General features: G+C 32.0%; 16 protein-coding genes. 3 read left to right on the plus strand and 13 right to left on the minus strand.

The features are described 5' to 3' along the window. Positions 1–58 precede the first annotated feature (58 nt). The 6 genes from C8C87_RS04695 to C8C87_RS04720 form a co-directional block, all read right to left on the minus strand. A complete protein-coding gene (locus C8C87_RS04695; RefSeq protein ID WP_121341550.1) occupies positions 59–4,534 on the minus strand; it encodes a T9SS type B sorting domain-containing protein in 4,476 nt (1,491 codons plus the stop codon). 24 nt (positions 4,535–4,558) lie between these two features. Then, entirely contained in the window at positions 4,559–6,886 is a 2,328-nt protein-coding gene (locus C8C87_RS04700; RefSeq protein ID WP_233550009.1) for a T9SS type B sorting domain-containing protein, read from the minus strand. 11 nt (positions 6,887–6,897) lie between these two features. Next, positions 6,898–7,734, minus strand: a complete 837-nt coding sequence (locus C8C87_RS04705; RefSeq protein WP_099715911.1) for an ABC transporter permease — start codon at positions 7,732–7,734, stop codon at positions 6,898–6,900. A 70-nt stretch (positions 7,735–7,804) separates the two neighbouring features. Beyond that, positions 7,805–8,701 (minus strand): ABC transporter ATP-binding protein, encoded by an 897-nt coding sequence (locus tag C8C87_RS04710; RefSeq protein ID WP_121343291.1) that lies wholly within the window; start codon positions 8,699–8,701, stop codon positions 7,805–7,807. A gap of 66 nt (positions 8,702–8,767) precedes the next feature. Next, positions 8,768–9,169: a response regulator gene (locus C8C87_RS04715; protein ID WP_099715910.1), complete on the minus strand. Its 402-nt coding sequence runs from the start codon at positions 9,167–9,169 to the stop codon at positions 8,768–8,770. Continuing rightward, the gene (locus C8C87_RS04720) at positions 9,159–10,988 is read right to left on the minus strand and encodes a PAS domain-containing sensor histidine kinase (RefSeq protein ID WP_121341555.1); all 1,830 of its coding nucleotides are present in this window, start codon (positions 10,986–10,988) and stop codon (positions 9,159–9,161) included. Before C8C87_RS04720 ends, C8C87_RS04715 begins: the two co-directional genes overlap by 11 nt. A 406-nt stretch (positions 10,989–11,394) precedes the next feature. Here C8C87_RS04720 and C8C87_RS04725 point away from each other — a divergent pair, with 406 nt between their 5' ends. Both C8C87_RS04725 and C8C87_RS04730 read left to right on the plus strand, forming a co-directional pair. Further along, the gene (locus C8C87_RS04725; RefSeq protein WP_121341559.1) at positions 11,395–12,462 is read left to right on the plus strand and encodes a hypothetical protein; all 1,068 of its coding nucleotides are present in this window, start codon (positions 11,395–11,397) and stop codon (positions 12,460–12,462) included. 36 nt (positions 12,463–12,498) lie between these two features. Then, positions 12,499–13,377, plus strand: a complete 879-nt coding sequence (locus C8C87_RS04730; protein WP_121341562.1) for a hypothetical protein — start codon at positions 12,499–12,501, stop codon at positions 13,375–13,377. On the opposite strand, the gene C8C87_RS04735 is transcribed toward C8C87_RS04730, so the two are convergent. Beyond that, complete coding sequence (locus tag C8C87_RS04735) at positions 13,360–17,094, minus strand: metallophosphoesterase (RefSeq protein WP_121341565.1); 3,735 nt, start codon at positions 17,092–17,094, stop codon at positions 13,360–13,362. The two genes, C8C87_RS04730 and C8C87_RS04735, sit on opposite strands and share 18 nt — an antisense overlap. A gap of 25 nt (positions 17,095–17,119) precedes the next feature. Between C8C87_RS04735 and C8C87_RS04740 the strand changes: the two genes are divergently transcribed. After that, entirely contained in the window at positions 17,120–18,304 is a 1,185-nt protein-coding gene (locus C8C87_RS04740; RefSeq protein WP_121341568.1) for a Pycsar system effector family protein, read from the plus strand. Here the strand turns inward: C8C87_RS04740 and C8C87_RS04745 are convergent. The 6 genes from C8C87_RS04745 to C8C87_RS04770 form a co-directional block, all read right to left on the minus strand. Then, the gene (locus C8C87_RS04745; RefSeq protein WP_121341570.1) at positions 18,301–20,670 is read right to left on the minus strand and encodes a GAF domain-containing protein; all 2,370 of its coding nucleotides are present in this window, start codon (positions 20,668–20,670) and stop codon (positions 18,301–18,303) included. The genes C8C87_RS04740 and C8C87_RS04745 overlap by 4 nt on opposite strands. 372 nt (positions 20,671–21,042) lie before the next feature. Next, a complete protein-coding gene (locus tag C8C87_RS04750; RefSeq protein WP_099715903.1) occupies positions 21,043–21,282 on the minus strand; it encodes a DUF1660 family phage protein in 240 nt (79 codons plus the stop codon). 199 nt (positions 21,283–21,481) lie between these two features. Beyond that, positions 21,482–22,540, minus strand: coding sequence for a nucleoid-associated protein (locus C8C87_RS04755; RefSeq protein WP_121341573.1), 1,059 nt, complete (start codon positions 22,538–22,540; stop codon positions 21,482–21,484). Between the two features lie 88 nt (positions 22,541–22,628). Next, positions 22,629–23,168 (minus strand): hypothetical protein, encoded by a 540-nt coding sequence (locus C8C87_RS04760; protein WP_099715901.1) that lies wholly within the window; start codon positions 23,166–23,168, stop codon positions 22,629–22,631. A 190-nt stretch (positions 23,169–23,358) separates the two neighbouring features. After that, complete coding sequence (locus C8C87_RS04765) at positions 23,359–23,964, minus strand: HPP family protein (RefSeq protein ID WP_121341575.1); 606 nt, start codon at positions 23,962–23,964, stop codon at positions 23,359–23,361. A 6-nt stretch (positions 23,965–23,970) separates the two neighbouring features. Beyond that, on the minus strand, positions 23,971–25,251 hold the full coding sequence (locus tag C8C87_RS04770) for a chloride channel protein (RefSeq protein WP_121341577.1): 1,281 nt from the start codon (positions 25,249–25,251) through the stop codon (positions 23,971–23,973). Positions 25,252–25,281: the final 30 nt, after the last annotated feature.

Genomic DNA, 25,281 nt, shown 5'->3' on the forward strand with positions numbered 1-25,281 from the left:
AAATATAGTCAATATCTACAAAAAAGTAATATTTCGGATCATGAATATTACTTGTATATTATCTTTTCAAACTAAAATGTCCCTTAGCTTCTCTACCATCATCTAATTTTATGGAGTACCAATAATCGTCTGAAGATAAAGGCAAACCTAAAAAAGTACCATCCCAACCTTGACTAGAAGCAAGAATTTGTTTTAATAGTTTACCGTAACGATCAAAAATATAAATGACTGAATTTTCATTGAAATTTTCATTTACTCCTTTTACATTCCAATAGTCATTGTAACCATCTCCATTTGGTGTGAAAAATTTTGGAACACCAATTACTGCAATTGTTTGGCTCACAGTTCCACAACCATTTTTATCATTAATGTATATTTCATGAATTCCGGCAGTTACATTATCAAAGAAATTAGAATCTTGAAAAGGTCCAGATGGAGCGTCCAGACTGTATTCATATTGTCCTTGTCCGGTTACATTTACTGTAACTGAGTTTACATCTGATAAATCAATAATTGAAATACTTGTTATTGCTGCTATATCAGAGGCCGTCACTTTTATTGTTCGGATTCTACTACAACCGGCTAGAGAACTAACTTCTACTGTATAAATACCTTCTGCGTTTACATTCAATGTTGCTCCAGTCTCATTCGTTAAAACTACATTGTCTTTTGACCAGACATAGGTATAGTCATTACTGGAAGTGCCATCTTGAATTCCGGAATCTAATCTCACAAAGAAAGTAGGAAGGTTAGAACAAACTAATTCATTTTCTTCAAAATCAGCGTTTGTATCAATATTAGGTTTTGGATTTACTGTTAAAGTTACTCTTGGACTCAAACCATAACACGCATTGTCTGATGTGCTTTCCACACGAACCCAAATTTTTTGTTCGTTTGGATATCCGGTATTTCTATAATTTGATGTATTTGTTATTTCATCATTCTCTGACAAGGCATCGGCTTCATTTTTATAAAATTTTATCGAATAAGAAGAACTCGATGAAGGAAGAATAGCTAAAATATCAGTGGTTACACTACTAAAATCAAAAGTTGCAATTCCATCAGTATCGTCATTAGCAGCTCCTAAGTCATCACAAGTAGAAAAAGTACGACTGAATGAAGCTGGAATTTGAGTAGTAGAAACTATTAAGTTAATTTGAACTATACTATTACATTCATTAGTGTTTTTTACTCTTGCCCAAACCGGCATACCACCTGAGATTGTATTTGTAAAAGCTAAAGGATTAGATATTAATTTTTCTGCATCAGCTGTTTCAGCTCCCGAAAGTGAAGTATAGTAGGTAAATGTTTCAGAAGTATAATTAGTCGATATCTCATTGTTTTTTACCGTTAAATTAAAATCAGAGAAACCATCTGTATCGTCATCACATTGAACTATCGTGACTGTATTGACTACAGGTAAAGTATAAATTGTCAAAGTAGTTTCGGTTGAAATCAAACCACAAGAATTTCCAATTTTATCCAATTTCACTCTGTATTTATAACCATTCATTGCGTTAGTCACTTTTATCAGTGTTAAGGTTTGTGCTGTAGCATCCTGATAAGTAGCATTATTTAGAATGTTATTCCAAGTTATTCCGTCAGTTGACAATTGCCATTGATAGGTATTTCCTCCATTGTCAAGAACTGTAATTGTTGTGTTTTCTCGCTCACAAGTTGGTTTTGCCTGAGGTTGAGATGTGATGTCTATTGGCGCCGCAATTACATAATTGTTATTTGGAGTTGTATAACCCACACCGCTCGTAACTATTCCTTTAGCGTTAACAGTAACGGGATTGTTTCCTAATATTCCATCATTGTCAGGGTCATTAAAACCTGCCTCGATAACATCAAAACAAACATCATTATCACTATCCAAATCGATGTAATTAAAAGCTCCATCTGAATCGGTGTCAGTAACGGTATAATTTAGTTTGCCACTATCCGGACTCGTTTCAAGTCCGTCAAATAAACCGTTTGCACCAAAAACAGCAGCTGGGCCATCTATAATTCCATCGTTATTAAGATCAATTGCAGTACTACCGGATTCAATTAAGTCAAAAATTCCATCATTATCACTGTCTAAATCCAATAAATCATAAACAACAGGAAAAGTATTGAAAATATCATTGTCTGTATTAATTCGTGTTAGTCCGGGTTCAAAAGCATTGTCAAGACCATCTTTATTGGAATCAGTTCCAGAAAAGATTTTAAAGCCTTTTCCTTGTGCTTCAATAGTGTCAGGAATTCCATCATTATCACTGTCTATGTCTAATAAATCTGGAATTGTATCAGAATCAGAATCAAAAGTTTCTGTACGGTTAATCATGAATATAGCTTTATTAACAGCTGTTTCGGATAGATTATTATGAGTTAATTTCACTGAATTAGTGAGATAAGATGAAAACTGAAAGCTACCTAAACCAGGTGTTAATGGTGTTGTGCTATTTAATCTAAATCGGATTTCGAAAGAAGAAAACTCAGTTACGCCACTTTCAAAAATCCCATCATAATTAGTATCTACAAGCAATTGATTTTGCGGATTAGTCAAAGTAATGGTTTTATCTGCCGGTACTTGTAAAATAAAATCCCCGTCTGCGTTTGTATATTCCGTAATATCTGTTGTTTGCGTTTGACTGTCTTGTGCTATATAACTAATGTTGATAGTTTCATTTTTTGTAAGATTCAGAGTGTAAACAACACTATTTGTTATACCAGCAGGAACTTCTGAAACAAATCCGTAAAATGGTTTTCCAGTGATGGTTCCGCTTCCCGTAATTGTAGCAGTATAATCAGAGCTTGAGGTAGTATTTGACTGGTTTAATAGAGAAATATTAGCTTCAAGATTGTTTATGATACCATCATTATCTAAGTCGATATCAATATTATTATTAGTTCCATCATTATCTGAATCTAATGGGCAGTCGCTCACGGGAATCTTGTCTGAGAAGATAGGAACTGTATTTGGACAACCTACAATACTTCCTTTTACTTGATAATAACCGGGCTGAGTAGGGGTGTATGAATTTGAATTTGCACCAATTATTGGATTGTCATTAAAATACCATTGAAAAGTGTCGTATGATGATAAAGTGCTGATTTTTAAAACAACATTTGGTATACAGGCTGAGTTAGATACTGTAATTTTATCAGTTACAATTTCTGGTTTCGTATCAAAACCTGAATAATAACCGCCATAAGTAGCTGCGCCATTTGTTCCAAAGTAAGAAACATAAACTTGCCTCGTAGATTTTACAGCAACATTCCCCGTTTGATTAAAAACAGTATATCTCACATAATTTGTGTTTCCTGTTACTGCTTCAGGAGGGCTCGAGATAGGAATGTTGTTTATGGTTAGAGTTGCACCAGCTTCAGTCACAATATTTAATCCACCACTATAAAGTGTATTTCCTATCGATTCAATGAAAGGAATATTATCAACAATGTTTGGAGTGGCACAATTTAAAGGTGGTACAAAAAATAAATTTTGATTGGCAGGAGGATTACCGGTAGTACTTGATCCTCCAATACTTTGATAGGCAAAAACATTTTCGGACGTAGTAACATATAAATTTCCATTGTTAAATTGAGATCCGTCTATTGCCACATAATCGCCAGCATTAATTAGGGTAGCAAAAGCAGTTGGATTGCCATTTAAATAGATACTGGTTTGAGGTTTGTGAGCAACCAATAAAACACGTTCTATTTCATCCGTTCCATATCCTTTTACAAATATATATTCCTTACCGGTTTTTTCTGTTGGAACGATTTGGTCAAAACCTACATCTCTACCATTTGTACTACTACTATTGCTTCCCGCAAAGGAACCCGAATTGACAACTACTGGCTTATCAGATTCCACTAATGCACCAATCATTGTTGAACTATTGGAAACGGTATTATTGTAATTTTCCAAAGCCAAAACATAACTTTCATTTTTGCCTAAAGTAACAGTTATAGGTCCAGTAATAATAGTTCCATTTGATAGTACAGATCCTATTGGAATGTTTGAAATAGTTACTTTGGTATTATTCTCTGTTGATAGTATTGAAGCAAAATTTAATACACTTTGATCGTAAACCGGATTTAACATTGCTCCTAATCTAAATTCTTTCCCCAAAGCGCTATTTCCTTTTGACACTAATCCACCAGCATGATTATAGGAATTGTTTTGAGAACTAAAACCGGCATTAACCCTGACACTTACATAAATTAAATCCTCGGCCTCAACTATATATCCTTTGTTAGTTACAATTCCAATACTGGTTTTTGGAGTGAACAACTGTGTATTTTGACCTTGACCAATAGAATAAATATATGGAGTAGTATTTTTGACTACACCAGTTATTATGTTGCCTCCGTTTTCTATAATTTTGAAATTAACATCGGTAGTACTTGGTGTAGATATGTATAAATAATGATCCCCTGCTAAATTTATTGAGCACGTTAACGGTGGGATATAGTGTGTTTTGCTAAACTGCGAGAAACAACTTATGGAAAAAAGGGTAAAGAGTAAGAGTAATGTTTTTTTCATTTGCTAAAAATAGCAAAATTTAGATTATCTTTTTAATGAAAAATGACCTTTTATTATTCTGCCGTTTTCTAAATTCAAATGAAACCAATAATCATCTGTTGGTAATGCAAATCCATTAAAAGTACCATTCCATCCCATATCTGAAGAGACTAATTGTTTTAATAATTTTCCGTAACGGTCAAAAATAAATAAAGTTGATTGGGGTAAATTATCCAGATTTTTAATTTGCCAAATATCATTATAACCATCATTGTTAGGCGTAAAATAACGAGGATAATCTAAAACATATACCACAAACGGAATTGATAAACCACAGCCATTTTTATCTCTGGTATAAACTAAATATTCTCCGGGTGCAACTCCGTTAAACATTGGACTATCCTGAAAATAAGATCCATCTATAGAAAATTCATAATCTCCAATTCCAGTATATTCAATTGATATTGAATTTTCATTTCTTTCAAAATCATTCACTGTTACTCCGGTAATTGTAGCAATTCCAGAAACAGCTACAAGGTATTTTTTTGTTTTTTGGCAACCATCAAAACTCGTAACGGTTACTGAATAATCTCCTGGAGTATTAACTGTTATGGTGTTTGAACTCGCTCCAGTACTCCATAAATAGCTTGAATATCCTGAATTTACGGTTAAGTTAATCGAGCTTGTCTCGCACAAAACAAAAGTTTCATCTTGAAAATTTGGAGGGTCAAAGGTGTTTACTACAAGTGTAATAGGAGTAATTGCATAACAATCAGGACCATTTACGATTCGGACATAAATAATTTGTTGGGTTGCCACAGTGTTTTTAAAAATATTTGATAACTGATTTTGTTGGGCTATGGCATCTGTTGGGTTTAAATAATATTCTACGATTAAGCCAGCTGGTAAACCTGCAACTACTTGTGGCGTTACTTGAGTGTTTAAATCAAATTGTGATAAACCATCATTTGTACCATCGGTGTCACAAGTTGAAATCGGATTTTGAACTGCAATAGCATTATTGGAGATAATTAGTTTTACTTCAGCATAATTTGCACAGTTAAATGAATTGCTCACTCTTGCAAATAGGGACTGATTAACGAATTTGTTGCTATATGTTGTGGGATTTGCGATTGGATTAATTTGTCCTTGAGCATCAACCAAAGTCTCATAGTAAACAACCGGACTTAAATTGCTATTATTATTTTTTACAATGGCATCGACTTTGGTTAAGTTAAAAATAGATATTCCGTCATTATCGATGTCACATTGCGAAAGCGAGGTGTCATTCAAATCAATTTCTGGAGTAAATTCAATTTTTATTTCTTCGGTAGCAATACAGCTGGGTGTCAATAGTACTTCAACTCTATAAATACCCGGACTTGTAACGGTGTAAGTAGGAGTAGTATCTGTCAATTCAACATTATCTTTAAACCATTTATAAGTATAGCCAGACGGTAAATTAGGGTTTATAATATAGCTTTCGCCAAAACAAATAGGATTGTTTGTCGCTAATAATCGGTCTGGTCCCAAATCAATTTTTGGTAAAAAACTACCTGCTTCAAGAAAAACTGCCGAGTCATAATCTTCATTTTCATCATCAGCAATTACTAGTTTTATATGGTATGTTTTTCCTGCTACAACATTTGTTTGCGCTGTTAATACCTTAGTTTGCCCACTGTAATTTATAGGACTGGAGAGATTGTTAAATCCGTTAAAGTAAGTTTCGTTTATTGATGGACAACCAGGTATAACGTTTCCTTGAGTATCAGTAATTGGATTTATTAAGGGGTGAACATTTACGGATGAAACAGGAGTTGTAGTATTGGGTAGCACGGCTAAATTTTGATAAGTGCTTGTGCCAATTTCTTTGATTAAAAAGGCAAATCCATCAGAAAATTCACAAGGAAAATAAGATTGATACTCATTAGATGCAAAGATGTAATTAAAACTTATAAAATTAGTTAATGGAACGAAATCAAATTCTAAAATTGTGGCATTTATTGTATTTGTTATTCCTAATGCTTGCTCTAAATCCGAATCACCTAACCATGATTTATTTCCTCCTCCTCGAGTGGAAACATAAGGCCCTTCAGAATTCTTGCTACTCCAAGTGCTCAAAAGAACGCCTTGTGTAAAAGGAAAACTACTTGCTCCGGAATTAAAATACCCGTAGCTGTTTTGACTGCCGGAAAATGTATCTCCTTTTACATTAATATTAGAAACATTAGCGCAAGAACTATTAACTAAAATATTTTCAACAAGTTGTTGCGCTGTAAAAGAGTCATTTACTGAAATAGATTGTGCGGTTGCATCACATACAGCGCAACTAATAAAAATATAAAATAATATTATTTTTACACATTTCATCATGTGTAAAGATACTACAAATCTCTATTTTTTAATAATCGATGGGAAAGGAAAATAAAAATCGCAGTCCAAAATAATACAATAATAATAGACGATATACTCACATCGTATTCTTTAATATTATCCAAACCAATTTGTGTCCCCAGATTTTTTACGACTGATAATCTGCTAAAAGGTTCTACTATTAAATTCGACATGGATTGTAAAGGTAAAAACTGAGTAATGGATGCCGCCGTAGTACTATTTGGGAATACTTTAAAAGTCAAAACGCCATTGATAATTCCTTCTATGATATTCCAAACCAAAAGAAATCCAAGTGCAAAAGCAGAACGTTTTACTAATATTCCTAAAAATAAACAGAATGAGAAAAAACCAACCAGTTTCACAAAATAAGCTAAAAGGTATTCTAAATCAGAGAAAACGATACTAAATTCAGTGTAGGAGGAATAGCTAAGCCCTAAAATGAGTGACATTATAAAAACAAAAATAGTGGATACTGTAGCAAACAAAACAACCGTTAGAAACTTAGATTGAATAAATTCTTTTTTACTCATTCCATCAATTAAGTTTTGTTTTAGTGTTCCATAACTATACTCATTTGCCATCATGGAGACAATTACTATCGCTAAAAACAGTTTTAATATAGCCGCGATATAGGTGTTGAAATGCCAAATAAAAGGGAAATTAAAAATTCCCATTTCAGCAAGGTGAAATTTAAAAATACCAAGATCAAATTTTATGGAAGCTATTAAAGCTATGAAAGTTAAGAGAATAAAATAAGCCAATGTTAAAACACGACTGGCTTTGTTTTTCCAAATTTTTTGTAATTCTATTGAGAGTAATCTTTTCATTTTAGATTATTAGATTGTTAGACTATTGGATTTTTAGAATTTATTTGTATTGAAATTCTAATTGAAATTGTTATTGATTTTTAGTCAGTTCTAAAAATTGTTCCTCTAAGCTATTTTTACGTTTTACCAAATGATTTAGTACGATGTTTTTTTCAAAAAGAAATCGATTCAATTCCTTAGCTTCCAAATCATTTTTTAAATAAACTAAAACTTTCCCTTCCTCATTTACTACATTTTTAATTGCAGGATGAGTTGTAACCGCCAGGATTAAATTTTCAGTATCATCAGCTTGCAATTCAAAAAAGCCCTCATTTGCTGACATACCATCTACTAAACCAGTGTATAAAATTTCGCCTTTTCTTAAAACCAAAACATGGGTACATACTTTTTCTACTTCGTCCAATAAATGAGAAGCGAGTAAAATAGTAGTTCCTTTTGAGGCAATTTGTTTGATGATATCTCTTATTTGATGAATCCCTTGAGGGTCTAAACCGTTTGTTGGTTCATCAAGAATTAAAATTTCTGGATCATTCAGTAGGGCAGAAGCAATGGCTAACCGCTGTTTCATTCCCAAAGAAAAAGTACTGAATTTACTGTTTTGTCTATCAACTAAACCTACTAATTCAAGTTTTTCATTGACTTTTGCATAGTTAATTCCTTTAATTTTACAAACCAGTTCTAAGTTTTCCTTAGCAGTCATGTAAGGATAGAAATTAGGTCTTTCTATAATGGCACCTACTTTTTTTAGGGCTTCATGTGTTTCCATTGAACCACTAAACCAGCTGTATTCTCCGGAGGTTTTGTTAACTACGTTTAAAACTATGCCTAAAGTTGTTGATTTTCCGCTTCCGTTAGGGCCTAGAATTCCGTACACATTGCCTTTATGTATGTCGAAAGAAACGTTTTTTAAGGCTTGAAGTGAGCCATAGCGTTTGTTGAGATTTTTGATAGAAAGTATAGTTTCCAATGGGTTCATCTTTTTGATTTAATAATAGGACGAACAAGATAGGAAATTGTTACCGCTAAACTTAAATTAGTTTATTTTAGAAATTAGTTTGCACAGCATATCTAATTTGTTTGCAGTGATAGGTTTCATGATATAATCTTTTATCACATCATATTTTTTTGCCATTTCTATATCAGCAGGGTCGATTGACGAGGTCATGATAAAAATTGAAATTTCTTTTTTTATAGGTAAATGAATAAATTCATCCAAAAACTGCCATCCATCCATCACTGGCATATTTAAATCAAGTAAAATAGCATCAGGTAGAATTTCACTATCATCCCAATTTTCTTTTAATTTATCAATGGCAAATTGAGCATTATTAAAGGAATGGATTTCTTCGCAAAACTTACTTTTAGAGATGAGAATACTCATCAATTTCACGGTTAGTTTATCATCATCAATAATGTATGTTAATTTATTTTTCATTTAAATAAATTTTAAAATTAGAACCATGACCTACTTCGCTTTCAACTTCAATTTTTCCATCCATAGCTTCGAGTTGGTTTTTGGTTATAAATAATCCAATTCCTTTTGCATCTTCGTTGCCGTGAAAGGTTTTATACATTCCAAAAAGTTTATGCTTATTCTTTTTCAAATCCAAACCTAAGCCATTGTCTCTAAAGTTGATAACGGTATAGTCATCTATGATTTTGTAACCAATTTCTAAAGTTGCCTTCCGTTCGGGAGATTTATATTTAATGGCATTTGTAAATAAATTTAGCAAAATACTATCTAAGTAAGCTGGAATTGCATTAACAATCAGGTTTTCTGGAATTGTATGCGTAATCGTTATTTGACTATCCTTTATGGCTAAACTCAAAGCCATTCTTGTTTTTTCAATTTCACTTTTTAACTGAATCTTAGTCTTTTCTATATTTGTTTTTTGTTGAATGGTAATAATTTCATTCAAATATTCAATTGATTCTGATAGTTTTTCAGTTCCTTCTTTGAATAAATCAAAATAGGAAAGCTTTTCGTCAATATCATCAGTATTTTCAATTACATCCACTACCATTGATAAATTACTCGTGTGGGAGCGTATGTTGTGGGAAACAATATGGGTAAAATTATATAATTTATTGTTTTGACTACTGGTTACGTCCAATAATCGTTTAAGTTCAAACTCTTTTTCAATTCGTTGGGTTACGTTTCGACCAACACCAACAAAATTAACGAAATTGTTATTACTGTCAAATACGGTAGTTATATTTAATTCAAACCAATACTTCTCTTTATTTTTATTATAATTTAGTATTGTGATTTTGATACTTTCTTTGTTTTTAATTGCTTTTCTCATTAATGATGAAGCGCTTAAATCAGTTTCAGGACCTTTGGATAAATAACCTGGTTTTTTTCCTATTATTTCCTGCATATTCAAACCGGTAAGATCTAAATAGGCTTGATTTGCCCAAACTGCTTCTCCTTTTTCATTTGCTATTACAATGGTATCTGTAGTTTCTGAAGCCGCAAGCGATAGCAAACTCAATTTAGCTTCAACGTTCTTTCTTTCGCTAATGTCTCTAATGAAACAAACTAAATACTTTATGTTGTCGACTTGAAATATTTTTCCGGAAGCTATTTCAACAGGAATTGTTTCTCCTAATTTTGTTTTGATATACGTTTCGTTGACGGTATATTCATTTCGGGTTAGATTATATTTCAAGAATAACCGAAGCTCTGTCCTTAATTCAACCGGAAATAATTTTGAATTATGTAGACCCTTTAATTCAGAATTATTGTATCCAGTGAGTTCTGATGATCGGGGATTACAGTCAGTAATTACCCCATTTGACGTGTCAATAATAAAAATTGCATCATTGGCACTGGAAAAAATCGAAGAAAATTTTTCTACATTTAATTGTAGTTCATTGATTAGATTCTGCTCATTTGTGATGTCTTGAAATGTACCCAATAAATTCATGGGTTTTCCGTCAATAATTTCTACTTGACAAATACATTCAATATACTTGATGTTGTTTTTAGCTGTGGTAATCTGAAATTTATCATCAAATGAAATTCCTTCATTGATTGCTCTTTCGATAAGTACTTTAATTCGATCTCTATTTTCGCCTTCTGTATAAAAACTTATGCCGTTTCCATTTACAGGTTCAAAATCTTCAGGAACTTCAAGTATACATTTCGTAACAGCATCCCAATATACTTCATTGGTTTGCAGATTCATTTTCCATATTCCAATTTTAGCTGATTGTGCAGCCTTGAAATAGAGTTCAAGCTTATCTATCATTAGTAGGGTTTAAATATTTTAATAGTCTTGGGGACAACCAAATATAAAATTTAAATCTTGGAGCTAGCTATTTTTAACATAAAAAACTGCTTCCTTGTAATTTTATTTTTATTAAATAAGAGTAATGTGTTTGTTATTAGTGCTTTAGGTTTTCATGCTAAATTTCAGTAAAAATATAAAAAGTCAGTTTTTATCTAATAATTAAGTAGTTGCGATTTATTTTTGAATTTTTACTCTTTTTTAGTTCTTCTCAGATAAAAATATTTTGGATTTAAAATAGGAACCAAAATGGTATTCGAAATCCTTTTTCATTTCTGATTACTAAGTAGTTTGAAAACATATATTTAAAAAGGAATACCCTTCAACGGCTTAATTTATTGTAATTTTGTAATAAATTATTTTTCAAATGAGTAGTGAGCCAGTAATGCTTTTTAAAAAACCATCGTATCCCATAAATAAATCACTTTTGGAATACTTGGAGCGTTTTGACCGTTTGTCAAAAGTTTCTATTTTTTACGATGATTTATTGCGTTTTTCAGGATCTGTGAACGTTTATGATAAAAACGAGGAGGATACTTTATGGATTCGAGTGTACTATAATGAGTTTGAAAGACAAGAAATTGATTTAACGCTGAAAAAAATCTATTCCTTGCTCCATTCTGATGGTAATCTGGGGATTATTAAATTTTTGAATGTGGATTCCATTGACTACTGCACTTTTGGAAATTCGAAACCTTTTCGAATAAAAGTCAGAAATATTCTGAATGACAATTACACTCATTTTTATATCAAGAAAGCTGATGCTTCCCGTATTTACGGACTTGAATTAGAACATATTTTATCTCCGGATAAAATAAATTTTTTAGTGTACAATGACACTTTGATAGAGGAGCATATCATGGGAATTCCTGGTGATGTTTTTATAAAAACACTTTTGGCAGATTGTACCGAAACTGAAAAATCACAAATTGCAAAAGAGTTTGTAAAATTCAACGAGCGTTGCATGATACGATTATTGGGAGACATGCGTTCCTATAATTATGTAATTGTTCCTACACATGATTTTGACCACGTTGTTTATAAAATACGTGCCATCGATTTTGACCAGCAATGTTACGAAGGGAATTTTAAAGTCTACCGACCTCAATTTTTCAAAGAAAATTATCCAATGGTAAAATTAGTTAAGGACAAACTTCAAAACAGTTCAATCGAGCAATACAAAGACGAAGAAAGAGCGGTTCTTGCCAAAAGAATTCATTCTGCCGAGAATCGTATCAAAAGATTATTGCAAATTATGGGAAATGATGTTATTGCTCCAGAGGAACATTTGAAGCAATTGCAGTTAGAATTGTACCGTTACACGAATGATTTGAATTTTAAAAAAGCAAAATCTATGGGTAATATTATGAGTGCTGCTTTTGAATTTATTACGAGAAACTTTAAAAATACAAATTTATTTAAAACTGAATTTTAGTCTTTTTATAAATTTATAATTTACATTAATTCAACTATGAGAAACTATATTTTCATCTTATCTGTTTTTACTTTTCTGTCTTGTCAACAAGATTCAGGTGCTTTGACAACAGTTTATTCGCTGCCTAAAAAGCTAAAAGAAGTTTCGGGGATTACTTATTTGACATCAAGTAATTTGCTTTGGTCACTGGAAGACAGCGGCAATGCGAATGAAATTTATGGACTGAATTTTGTAAATGGCAAAATTGAAAAAACGATAACCATCGAAAACACAGAGAATATTGATTGGGAAGATATTACTAAAGACAAAGATGGAAATCTATATATTGGAGATTTTGGCAACAATGACAATGAAAGAAAGGATTTGAGTATTTATAAAATCGATAAAAATTCTTTAGCTACTGAAAGTGCAATTCCGGCTTACAAAGTTTCATTTGCGTATCCGGAACAAAAAGATTTTCCTCCTAAAAAAACAGAAATGTTCTATGATGTAGAAGGTTTTTTTGAGTTTAAAAATAATTTCTATCTCTTCACCAAAAATCGAAGCAAAGGTTTTGACGGAACCGCTTTTTTATACAAAATCCCCAATACGGCAGGTTTTCATCAGGCGGTTTTAATGGGGGAATTCAAAACCTGTGACAACTACAATCATTGTGCAATTACAGCTGCAACGATAAGTCCAGATGAGTCCAAAGTTGCTGTTTTGACCCATGATAAAGTTTTTTTATTCGAAAGTTTCGAAGGTGATAATTTTCTGAAAGGAACAAAAACTATCCTAGAATTAGATCATTTTTCTCAAAAAGAAGCAGCTTCTTTTATTGATAATGACAGACTTTTTATTGCCGATGAAAGATCCAAAAGCATAGGAGGGAATGTTTATGAGGTAAGTATCAAAAAACTAAAACCCAAATCCTAAACCAAAAGCAATTCGGGCTTCCTCATTGGCAGTTTTAAAATAGGTGATTCTGGCTGTAACTACATTCAGACCGTTGAGCCATAATCCACCTCCAAAAGATTGATGCCATTTATCTGAATCCTCGCCTTTTTGCCAAACTCTTCCATAATCAAAACCACCCAGAATTCCGTAAGTCATAGGCAAAACGCTTCTTCTGATTTTTCCTAAATTCCATCGGATATCACTGCTTTGATAGAAGGATTGATTGCCTAAAAAGCGTTCGTTTCTAAAACCTCTTAAGTCATAATCACCTCCTAAAACCGCAGCCTGATAAAATTCGAAATTGTTATTTAGCAACATTTTCCCTTTCAAAATAGTAGCCAAAACTACTTTACCATTGGCATCAATTTTATGGTTGAAATTCAGTTTACTTTCTAATGAAGGAAAATTTCTTTTAGCATCATTCAAATTCATTTTCCATGTTCCAGCTATAGAAAATCCCATTCCCATAGAAGGAAATGAAGGGATGTCATAATTTTCGAAACTGTATTTAAGTGTTGCTCCTGCAAATTGTTGACTGTCAAAAATAGCAGGATTTACAATTCCGGGAATATTTATAAATCGATTATTGGTTTCCTCCACGCTGATTTGCTCAAATGAAGTTTGGAAATGGATTGTACTTCCATATTTACCCACTTTTTTGATTGATGGCAGAACTTTCAGCATTCGGATGCGCACGCGATTGTAATCCATTCCGAAAGTTTCATCATTGTTTACGGTTTCATTTCCAGTGCCAAAATAATTAATTGTAAAATTTGGACTCGTGAATTGGCTTTCCAAATCTAAATCCCATTTGCCAATAGACTTCGGGAAATGTGCATTGTAAATCAGTTCATATCCGTCTGTGGCAAAAAAGTAATTTGCTTTCAAAATGTGTTTTTGCGTGTATGGATTTTGATTGAATTTATTGATGGTGTAGTTGGTAATAAAACCTATTTTGACACCATCATCAGGATTAAAACCAATATTTGGTAATCCTGAAAAAGCATTGTATTTGGGCTTTTCATAATCATAAAGACTGGCTTCATAATCATCTGACAAAAGAACTCTGGTTTTTGAATCTAAAGCGTAGGTATTCGTTTTTGATTTAAAATCATGAATTTTTACCTTTTTTCCATTTTCTACAGTATAGGAATCTTCGTTTTGTCCTCCAATTAATCGAATATTTATGTCTGATTTAGCGTTTCCTTTTACTTCAAAAATATCATCATCATCCAATCCATAAATCCAAATATTTTTTGTGTTTGCAGCAACAAAATCTTTTGTGTACAGCAATTCATCTCCTTCATTTTTTAAACGATACACTTCAATATCAATTTTATTTTTTGCTGTCTGACGGATTATAAATTTGTCTTTTTTATCGGTACCAACAATTAAAACTGTTTTTTGAAGCACTCTATAATAGTCATATGCATAGCGCTGTAATTCTGTTTTTCGTATTTTTAATTTACGTTTTATGTCTGCTATAGTTTCGTCCTGAACTTCTCTTGGCAGATTATCAAAGGCATTTTCTATAGCACTATCCGAAAGGTTTTCCTGAATGTATTTGGCTTGTTGTAACCAATCGTTTTCAGTGGTAGTTTTTAGAAAAGCAAGATCCAATGGATAAGGTTCACGATTCAGCCATTTTACATTTTTAATTTTCTCATTAAAGGTTTGCATGTGGCGCAATGACGGCATATTCATCAAAAGAGTAAGCAATGCTCCATCATATTTTGTAAATGCCTGATCACGATCTCTTGGGATGGGCTTGTAAATTATTTTTTTGCCTACTTTATATTCTCCCCAACGCCATTGATCTTCATGTCTGTCCCAATCTCCAATGAGCATATCAAATAATCGTGCTTTGATATATTCCTCTTCATCAATGACATATTTTTCATCTTTATGAAGGTTCTTCAATACATCTTCTGTACTGATTATTGCTGTAGGATTCCCAAAGCTTTTTACGTCTATTTGACTATCAGTAGGACGCTCTTCCACCATATACAATTCATCACCAAAATTTGCATTGAAATCTTTTAAAGCTTTATGTTTAGGAATATAATACAAAACAGGGTTTGAATGTGCTACACCAATTTTTTCGGCTAAATTCCCAATAGCAAAAGGTAGGTAAGGATGTGAAGTGGTGTAGAAATCAAGTAAAAAATTCTCGGCATACGTATCTTCAAATTCATTTTCGATAAATTGATCTTTAAATGCTACCGATTGCAGAAAACGAGAAGCACTTTTTTTCAAGGCGCGCATTACATATTCTTTTCCGTTTTTGTCAACAATTTGCAATGATCTGGATTGATGTCCACCACCAGCACGTTTTGGTTTTAAACCACCAAAAAGAGTGTCAATCGTTGTTGTTTTTACTTCTATCGGTAAGCTGTAATACTTTCGATAATGATTTCCGAAAAGGAATCTATAAAATGCATTTTTATCTGTTTGTTTTTCTGAATAGATGGTCGCAGAGGTAGTTTTAGCAAATGAAGGCGGAAAATTTTTGGTGCTGAAATCATCTTTTTTAGCCACTATAAATTGTTCGAAAATCAGTTTTTCTTTGTTGTTTTCTTTTCCGTAAAAAGAAACTTTTGCAGCTCCATTTTCATAAATGCTTAATGCGGCATACCCATTTCCACCATAAGAAAAATCATTTGGAAAAACGGCTTTTGCAGCCTCTGATTTTGATCCGGCACCACTTATAATTTGCTTGATATTGTCTTTTTCAATGTATTGTAAATTATGGTCATGACCAGAAACTACAATAACATTATCCTGACTCTGCAATATTGTTTTTATGCGTTTTATGAAAACAGTATAGTCTTTATTTTGAATGTCTTGCGGGCTTATTCCAGATGTTTTTCGGACAAGGTTGATAACGGAACCTAACACAGGAAGCGGAATTTTTTGTTCTAATGGGAATAGTTGTTTTTCCAATGAAAACTGGCCACCGTGTGTTCCATTACTCATTAATGGATGATGCAACGCCAGAATTATTGTTTTCTCCTGATTTTTATTCAGAATATCTTCTAACTCATTAAAAAAAGCTTCTCTTGATTTTATCGTGCAATCATCGTTTATAGTGGGGCTGTTATCCCAGTCTTCCAGAAACCATTGACTGTCGATAGTAATCAAAGTCAGATTTTTATTGATTTCTACATCATCAATTCCACAGCCTTTTCTGGGCAAAAATGATTTTTTATCGTTTAAATATTCCGTTACAAATTTTGCTTGGCGTTCCAGACCTTTTATTCCGCTGTACCAATCGTGATTTCCGGGAATAAAAATAGTTTTACCCTTAAAGTCTTTAGATAATTGAAGTTGATTTTTTAATTTGGTTTCAGCAATAATTCGCTCATTTGTATGATCAGTATTGGGTAATCCTTTTGGATAAATATTATCGCCAAGAAATAAAAGAGTTGTATTATTGTTTGCTTTTTTTAATCGATCTTCCAGTAAACCAATTGTTTGTTGTGCTTTTTCTTCATTGGCATTTCCTGCATCACCAATTAAATAAAAAGTATGTGCAATTTTTGAGCTATCTGTTCCGTTTTGTAGTACCGGATTTTTGATTTTTTTACCAAATTGTGCGTGATGTGTTGCACACGATTGAAAAATCAAGACCGAAACAAATAACATAAAAGCTACTTTATTCGAAGTAATAAAACAATTATCCGAAAACAATTTCATAATTTAGTAGTATAAAAATTTCTTTATGAATCTTATAGAACAAGCCGAAAATTTTGTTAGTAAATTACTCAAAGATAAACTTTCTAATTCATATACCTATCATAATTTTCAACACACTCTTGACGTAGTAGCAGCTGTTGATACACTTGCTGACAGCGAAAATATAAGTTCTTCTGATAAAGAAATGTTGCTCATTGCCGCTTGGTTTCATGACACAGGATATATAACGGGTTGCAGTAATCATGAAGATTCAAGCATTGTAATAGCTTCTGATTTTTTAACAAAAAACGAAAAATCTGCTGATTATATTGAGAAAGTGGCAGGATTAATCAAAGCCACCGAAAAGGAGTATGTTCCCAAAACCCTTTTTGAAAAAATAATAAAAGATGCCGATTATTTCCATATTTTGAGTGATGATTATATTCTTAGCTGTGAAGGGTTAAGAAACGAATGGAGAAATATAGAAGGAAAATCTTTTACAGATAAAGATTGGGCTGTAGAGAACTTCAATTTTTTAGCTAATATTCATCGGTTTTATACCGATTATGCCATTGAAAATTGGCAACCTTTAAAGGAGAAAAACATAAAACGTCTTCAGAAAAAAATAAAAAAAATGAGCTTGAAAACGAATAACGAACCAGATAAAGAATATAAAAAAAGAGAAAAAGAAGAAAAACCGGAGCGAGCGGTTGATACTTTATTTAGGGTAACATTAAATAATCATACCAGTTTAAGCGGAATTGCTGATAGTAAAGCCAATATTTTACTCTCCGTAAATGCAATTATTATTTCGATAGCGCTTTCTACGTTGATTCCAAAATTAGACAGTCCAAAAAATGTTCATCTGATGGTTCCTACTTTCATCATGCTGATGTCCAGTGTTATTACTATTATTTTTGCCATACTTTCCACACGACCAAAAGTGACGAAAGGAGTTTTTACACGACAAGATATTGAAAATAAAAAAGTGAATTTACTATTCTTCGGAAATTTCTATAAAATGCCTTTGGATGAATACCAATGGGCTATGAACGAAATGATGAAAGACAGGGAATACCTTTATAACTCCATGATTAAGGATTTATATTTTCTGGGACTAGTTCTCGAGAAAAAATACCGTTTATTAAGAGTTGCCTATAATTTTTTCATGATAGGAATTATAATCTCGGTAATTGCTTTTGTAATTGCGTTTAAAATGGTTGGTACTTAATTCAATTCATCCAGTAAATCTTGGTAAGAAAAGTTTTTGGGCGTTTGTTCTTTAGTATCATTAATCACTTTTACCCTGATTGCTCTTAAACCCGAAACGCCTTGTAATTCTTCCACTTCAAATTGTTCGATGGTTGGTTCCAATATTTTTTTAAATTGTAGAAATTTGATATAATTCAAATATTCTGTTTCCTCATTATTATGGGAATAGACAATTGTAATTTTTTCTTTTTCGGTGATTCTCTCTTTGCTTCCTTTGATATTGGCTTTGTCGATACGTTTTTTTACTACTTCGTAACGGGCATTGTAGGTACCGTCAACATCAAAACGTTTTTCATCCATTCTAAATCGGATAGAAATAGCAGAACTAAACACTAAAATCAAAGAAGTCACATCAAGTTCATAAGGCAAAGTAGATTTGAGTTGATGGTGTTCCAGCTCCATTTCGCACAAGGTTTGCAATTGCCATAATCTCAAATTATGAAGATACATACTATCAAAATCTTTACTTGGCGTAATTGATGAACCTATATAAAGATTGTGTTCCACACCATCGGTTTTGAAACGCTCATAATAATGCGGAAAAATATTTTGTGCTTCAACTTGTTTTTTATCCAGAATAGAAGCTAATTTTTTATTGACAATAGACATGGCATTGTCAAATTTCTTTCTCGAATGGTAAAACATTCCTGTTTTTTCATCTAGACTTTCAAAGTAATTTTGCTCCAGCGTTTCACCTAGCGCATTAGTTTTTGTATTCCTTAAAATAGGATGAATTTCTTTTTCTATGTAAAGTTGAATTTGTTGTTCGGTATCCGCTTTTAAAGGGAATTCCAGTTGATTGTAAAATGATTGCAATTCAAATTTTCGTTGTTCTAATAAAACCAAATTAGTATTTGAATTTTGATTTTCAAAGATTTTTATAAGAGCACCCAGTTGATTTTTTAAATCTTCTTTTACCGTTTCATTTCTATGATTAGACGAACCTTTAATGTCTATTTGACCATACAAAGGGTATACTTCCTTAAACACGATTTCCTTGAAAATATAGTCTTTATTTGGATTATTAGTCTGAAAATATTTAAGCGCTTCTCTTCTGAATTTCCAATAAACACTTGGGTGTATGGCTGTATATTCTCTTTGAATGATAGCTTCTATTTGGTGTTGCATATCATTTTTGTAACGCTCTAATGTGTCTACCACGTATGGTAAAATCAAATCCAGATTGTTTACATTAATGCTGTTAAGTTCTCTGGGTTTTCCCGAAACTAATTCTATAATGCCCAAAAGTTTACCGTTTTTTATCACCGGAGCAAGAATACAGCTTTGAATATTGAGTTTTAAAAAATGTTCTCCCAGTTTTTCATTTTCTGATGTTTTGGCAAATTTTTCAACATTTGAAATTACAAACGGTTTATTTTGTTCCAAAATATTTTCCAATGAGCAACCAAAAAGCGCATTTTTACAATCGACTTCTTGCATGTCGTGTAGAATAAAACTGTCTATTTTTTTATCATCATAGGGAGGCTTAACAAACTTTTCATCTTCTTCATTGTAAATGATAAAACCAACTTTCAAATCTGAAACTTTAAAAATAGAGCGAAAAATAGTTTCAAAATCATTACTACTATCCGTCTGATGTTTTTCTGATTTTAAAAGACTGCTTTTCAAATTTGAAATCGCACTTTCAATAGATGCATCAAATAGTGATACAATACCAAATCCCTTTAAAATCCAGCTTTCAGAAGGGAATTTTTCTTTCCACAAATCGATATTATCATAATTATCCATCAATAAATCAATATCTTCAGCAGATAAGGTTATCGATTTATCAGTAGGGATGATTTCCATAAAATCAGCATTATATAGAATTCTATAATGCTTCATGATGCCATTTGCATCCGGGATATCGTAAAATAAAGGTCTGTTGAAATCAAAATGTTGATTATAAAAGGTATTCAAAATCAAAATGCAATTCATAATGTAGAATTGATTTTGATCAAAATCCCTGATTGTCATATCAAATGTTCTTCCGGCATTTTGAAGTATTTTTTTGAATCTTTCGGAGTAATTGAACGTAAAGTTCTGAAAAGGAATGGTAGCCGCTTTAATTTCGTTTTGAGTCAGCGCAGTAGGGAAAAGATCAGCTAATAAATAGTTTATCAGAGTTTCGTTTTCAGGAATTAAATTCAAATCCTCGATTCCTATTTTGAATTCAGGGAAAGGTTCTATTTCTTTCAATAAAGCTTTAGCATAATTTGAGCGGTAATCGACATTAGTGACTGCGATTTTCTCTAAAGCTTCAATGAGTTTATGGAACGAAATTAGAGTTTTGAACGGGCTTTCTTTAAACAAATGATAATCCATCTGATAGTTTATTTAGAATACAAAATTACTAATAAACGAAATTGGATTGACAAATTTCTGGTTCTTTTTTCTAAAGAATTACTTTGATTTTAATTTAGAAAATCAAATGTTTTGTGTTACAAAATGTGAGTGTGTGTTTTTGAAATTATCTAATAGAAATGCTATTGTATCTAAGCAGTTTTTTTTGATTGTTTTTCTGTCTCAATATCAGTATTGATTTTATTAATAGAAGAATTAGCATGGTTTTGTTTTTTTGTAACGTTAGACATAATTGAATCTTTATTCTTGTAGGTATATTTTTTTTTAAGAATAAAAAGTAATAATTGGTTGTTTTGGTAATCAAATGAATTGTAATAATTTCTGGGATTAATTTTAGACTGAATGAATTCTTTTATTGTAGAAACCTATGAGGGTTTCATTTATTTCTTTTAGTTCTGGTGTAAGAAACGTTTTTCGACCTTTCTCATCGTTAGTTAATTCCAGTTCACAAACAGTACATTTAAATTCTTTGAAATGATTTGTAACATTTCGGGTTGTAATTATTTTATGACCAAATAGCGAACACAGAATTTTTTTACTGAGAAATTTTTCTTTGATTTCGGTTGTACTCATACTATTTGGTTATTTAGATTTGGGGATTAAAGGGGATTAAACTTAATTAATAACCGATTAAATATCAAATAAAATCGATTAAATACACTTTAAGTTGATAAAAACAATAAAATTCTTATAAAAAATGAATTTTATTTAAAAAAAATCCTCAACTACTTAAGTAATTGAGGATTAAAAATTTAGAAGAAAAAATTATAAACTAGCTTTTTTCTTCTTTATTGAAATAAACTAAGTAGTAATACATTTGTTTTTCTTCGTCCCAGCCTTTTTCTACAAATTTCTCGGCACTTTCAGGATTGATGAAGTCCATTTTAATTTGGATGTGTGTATCCAAATTAATCACGTTCTTGATTGATTTTCTGGCATCAGAAACTGCTGCATTTGCTATAGGAAATGACGTAACATCTTCAATACTGTATTTTTCTCCTTTGTCTACTTTATAGTTTTTAAACTCAGGAATTAAGTCTGGATTGTCTAAAACTTCGTTTAAGAAATTTGTTTCCTCGAACTGATCATTTTTTGCAAAATAGTTTACAGAACGGTTCATGAACATCACTTCTTCTTTCTTGTCCTCAGCAGGGAAAACAACATCTTTAGCAAAGTTCTGACAGAATTTCAAATACTTTTTAGTGATAAAGTTTTCATCTTCAAAGGCATCAACGGATAAGAAATGTTCTAACCAATATCTGGCATCATAGCGATTGCTGTCTACAGTCAGGATTTTATAACCTTCTTCTTTTTTATAATTGAAGATCAAACATCCTTTGTCTAATTTATTCAAACTCACACCTTGTTGCAAAATCATTTCTAAGTGTGTTTCTTTCTCTTCAAATTGTAAAAAGTCAGCTTGAATCTCACTTTTGAAAATTCCAATCGCATCCACGACATTATTATCAATGCTTACGTTGGTTAAATAGGTAACATATACTTCACCATTCTTGATGTGAGGATGATTAGATTGCTCAAATAAATGTTTTGTGATTTTTTGAGAAACTTCATGAATCGTATTTGGATTCTCAAAAATCTCAGTTGCAAATTTGAACATATCATTGAAATCCAAATCAATTTCATGGGCAAACTGAAAATAGTTCTCTTCTTTTTCTCTAAATGGTTTAAAGAAAAATTCTTTCATCAATGGCACAATTTCATCGTTCAGATTAAAGGGTTGCTCTGATAAAAAAATCGCTTCATTTCTACTTTTATTACCAACTCTGTGAATTGATAAATTTTCGATGTGTGTATTATATAAATTGATCATATTTTTATTTTTTTAGATAAAAGAACCAAGATGAAAGACAGCAAAAAGGTCTTTTATCTTGGCTCTTGATTCTTAATTGTATAATGCTTTAATTCCAGTTTTCCTCAAATCCAAAATCTTCAAAACTATCGTCTCCTTCAAACATATCCAAATCATCGTCGTCTAATCCGTCTTCAAATTCATCATTGTAGTCATCGGCATTATCTGATTCAAAGTTTTTTTCCATCGCTTCATCCGGCATTTCACCGTGAGAAAAAATAGTTTCCGGATAGGTATTTCCTGCCAGTTGATCTTCTATTGCAGCCAGTTCTACAAGGAATGTCCACATATTGATGAAATCATAAACATAGATGATTTTAGTATTTTCCTTATCTAAAATATCTGACAATTGGTAATCGCTCATGATTTTTTGCTCCCCTGGAATATCACCGGTATCAAAAAGTGAAATTTCATCTTCTTGATTCCAAGTTTCATCGCAAGTATAAAACGAAGCCACTTCCATTCCGTCAAATCCGAAGGAATTGAAAATAGCATTGTGCAAATCTTCTAAAGTATCGTCTTCAAGTATTGCAATGTCTCTAAAAACATCTTCTTCCGCGTCTAGAATCACTCTAAATTTATAAACCATAATCTTTGTTTTTATTGAAAGCTCAAAGGTAAAATTTAATTTTTAGATTTAGATTTTAGATTTTCGATTTGTTGATAAGATTTTTGTGTATGACTTTCAAAGGAAATAAGTGATTGATTGTCATTTATTCTATGAGTATTTAGATTTTTGTATAAAATAAATGCGCTACTTGTGCTTTATTTTGTGTACGTTAAGAGATACTTTTTTTAATCTTACCAACGAGTTTTTTTCTAATGATATGGTACTTCTTATGATTTGGATAATATCTGTCTGGCGTCATATTGTTGAAAATTAGAGCGACAACCAATAAAATTAGTACGCCGGTCAAAACTGGATAAAGTACATACCAATAGCCAAGATTTTTAATCTTTGGTGTGCCAATGATGGCAATCAAAGCAGTAGCGCCACCCGGAGGATGTAGTGTTTTTGTTATTTGCATTAAAACGATAGATAAGGAAACGGCTAGAGGAGCGGCTAACCATAAAATATCAGGTATCAATTTAGCGACAGTAACGCCAACAAGTGCTGAAACGATATGTCCGCCCACCAGATTTCGCGGTTGTGCCAATGGACTTTGAATAATACCATAAACCAGTACGCTTGAAGCACCAAAAGACCCAATTAAATAGACTACATCTACATGCAATAAAGTTTTAGATTGCATGTAAGCTATTAATCCGATGCCGATAAATGAACCCAGAAAAGCCCAAAAATGTTCCTTAAAATCAATTAAAGTTTCTTTGTAAAGAATGTATTTGGTTTTGCGATAACTCCTTTTTATTTTTTGAACAGGCATAGGTAATTATTTTACTAAACTTGGGGAATAGGAGTAAACAGTGAACGGATAAATCATTTTAGCCGTATATTTTGAAATCAAACAAACCACTAGAATTGGAAGAAACAACGTATAATCATTGGTTAATCCGCAAACTAAAAATATGGAGGTAAACGGTGCATGAATACTGGCACTCAAAACGGCTGCCATTCCTATTATGATGAAGTTTACTGGGATTACATTTGCATTAAAATATCTGTTTAAAACTAAAGCAACTAAAAGTCCTAAAAAAGCACCAATAAACAAGCTTGGAGCAAAAACGCCACCATCTCCTCCTGAGGCTAGCGTAACTGAAGTGACAATGGGTTTCAAAACTAAAATTCCAATGAAAGTTAGTACTAATGAAAGTGAAAGTACTATTCCATTTGGATTGATAAAAATAGTTTTAATAGCATGATATCCTTCGCCATAAAGCTGAGGGAATACAAAAAGGGAAATACTTAAAACCACAGATCCGAAGATGATTTTGAAATAGGGCACTTTTATTTTCGAAAATTGTTCTTTAAAAAATAACACACAACGGGTTAAATAAACAGAATTTATTCCTGCAATAATTCCCAATAGTATAAAGTAGGGAATAGCTCTTAAATGCCAAGTAGTTATGTGCACTGCAAACAATGGTTTTTCGTCAAGCAAATATATGAGTCCAAAAGCGATTGAAACAGCTATCAGGTTTGTTAGTACAAACGCTCGAGTTACTTTTTTTGAAATCACTTCAAGTGAAAATAAAATTCCGGCTATTGGGCTGCTGAATAATGCCGTAATTCCGGCCGCAACTCCCGCACAGATTAACTCGGTTTTGTATTGTCGGAATACATTTTGTTTCCTTTGTGCAACAGAACCAATAGTAGCCGAAGCGACAACTGTTGAAACTTCTATTCCTGTAGAGCCACCAAAAACCACGGTCAATAAACCGTTAATGAAATGGGAAGGAATTTTATAGTTTGGTAAATTCTTCGAATTGGAATTAGTGCTTTCAAAAACTTCTTTTATGCCTTTGTTTTCCTTTTTCTTAAATAAATACTCCCTAAGAAAATAAATAATTGACAATCCAAAAACGGGGAAAACAACAAAAAATATTGGATTTACAATCGTTTGATGAAAAAAGATTTCTTCATAATATTCAGTTGTGTTTTTCAAAATAACACCTAAAAAAGTAGAAAGAAAACCAATTAAAATGGATACAACAACAAGTTTTTGAAGTTTAATGAATTGATAGTTCTTTTTAATTTGTGTGGTATTGTTCATTTGAAAAAGTAATGTGTCTGAGTATTACAA

The sequence above is a fragment of the Flavobacterium sp. 120 genome, assembly GCF_003633605.1.
GTDB classification, from domain to species: domain Bacteria; phylum Bacteroidota; class Bacteroidia; order Flavobacteriales; family Flavobacteriaceae; genus Flavobacterium; species Flavobacterium algoritolerans.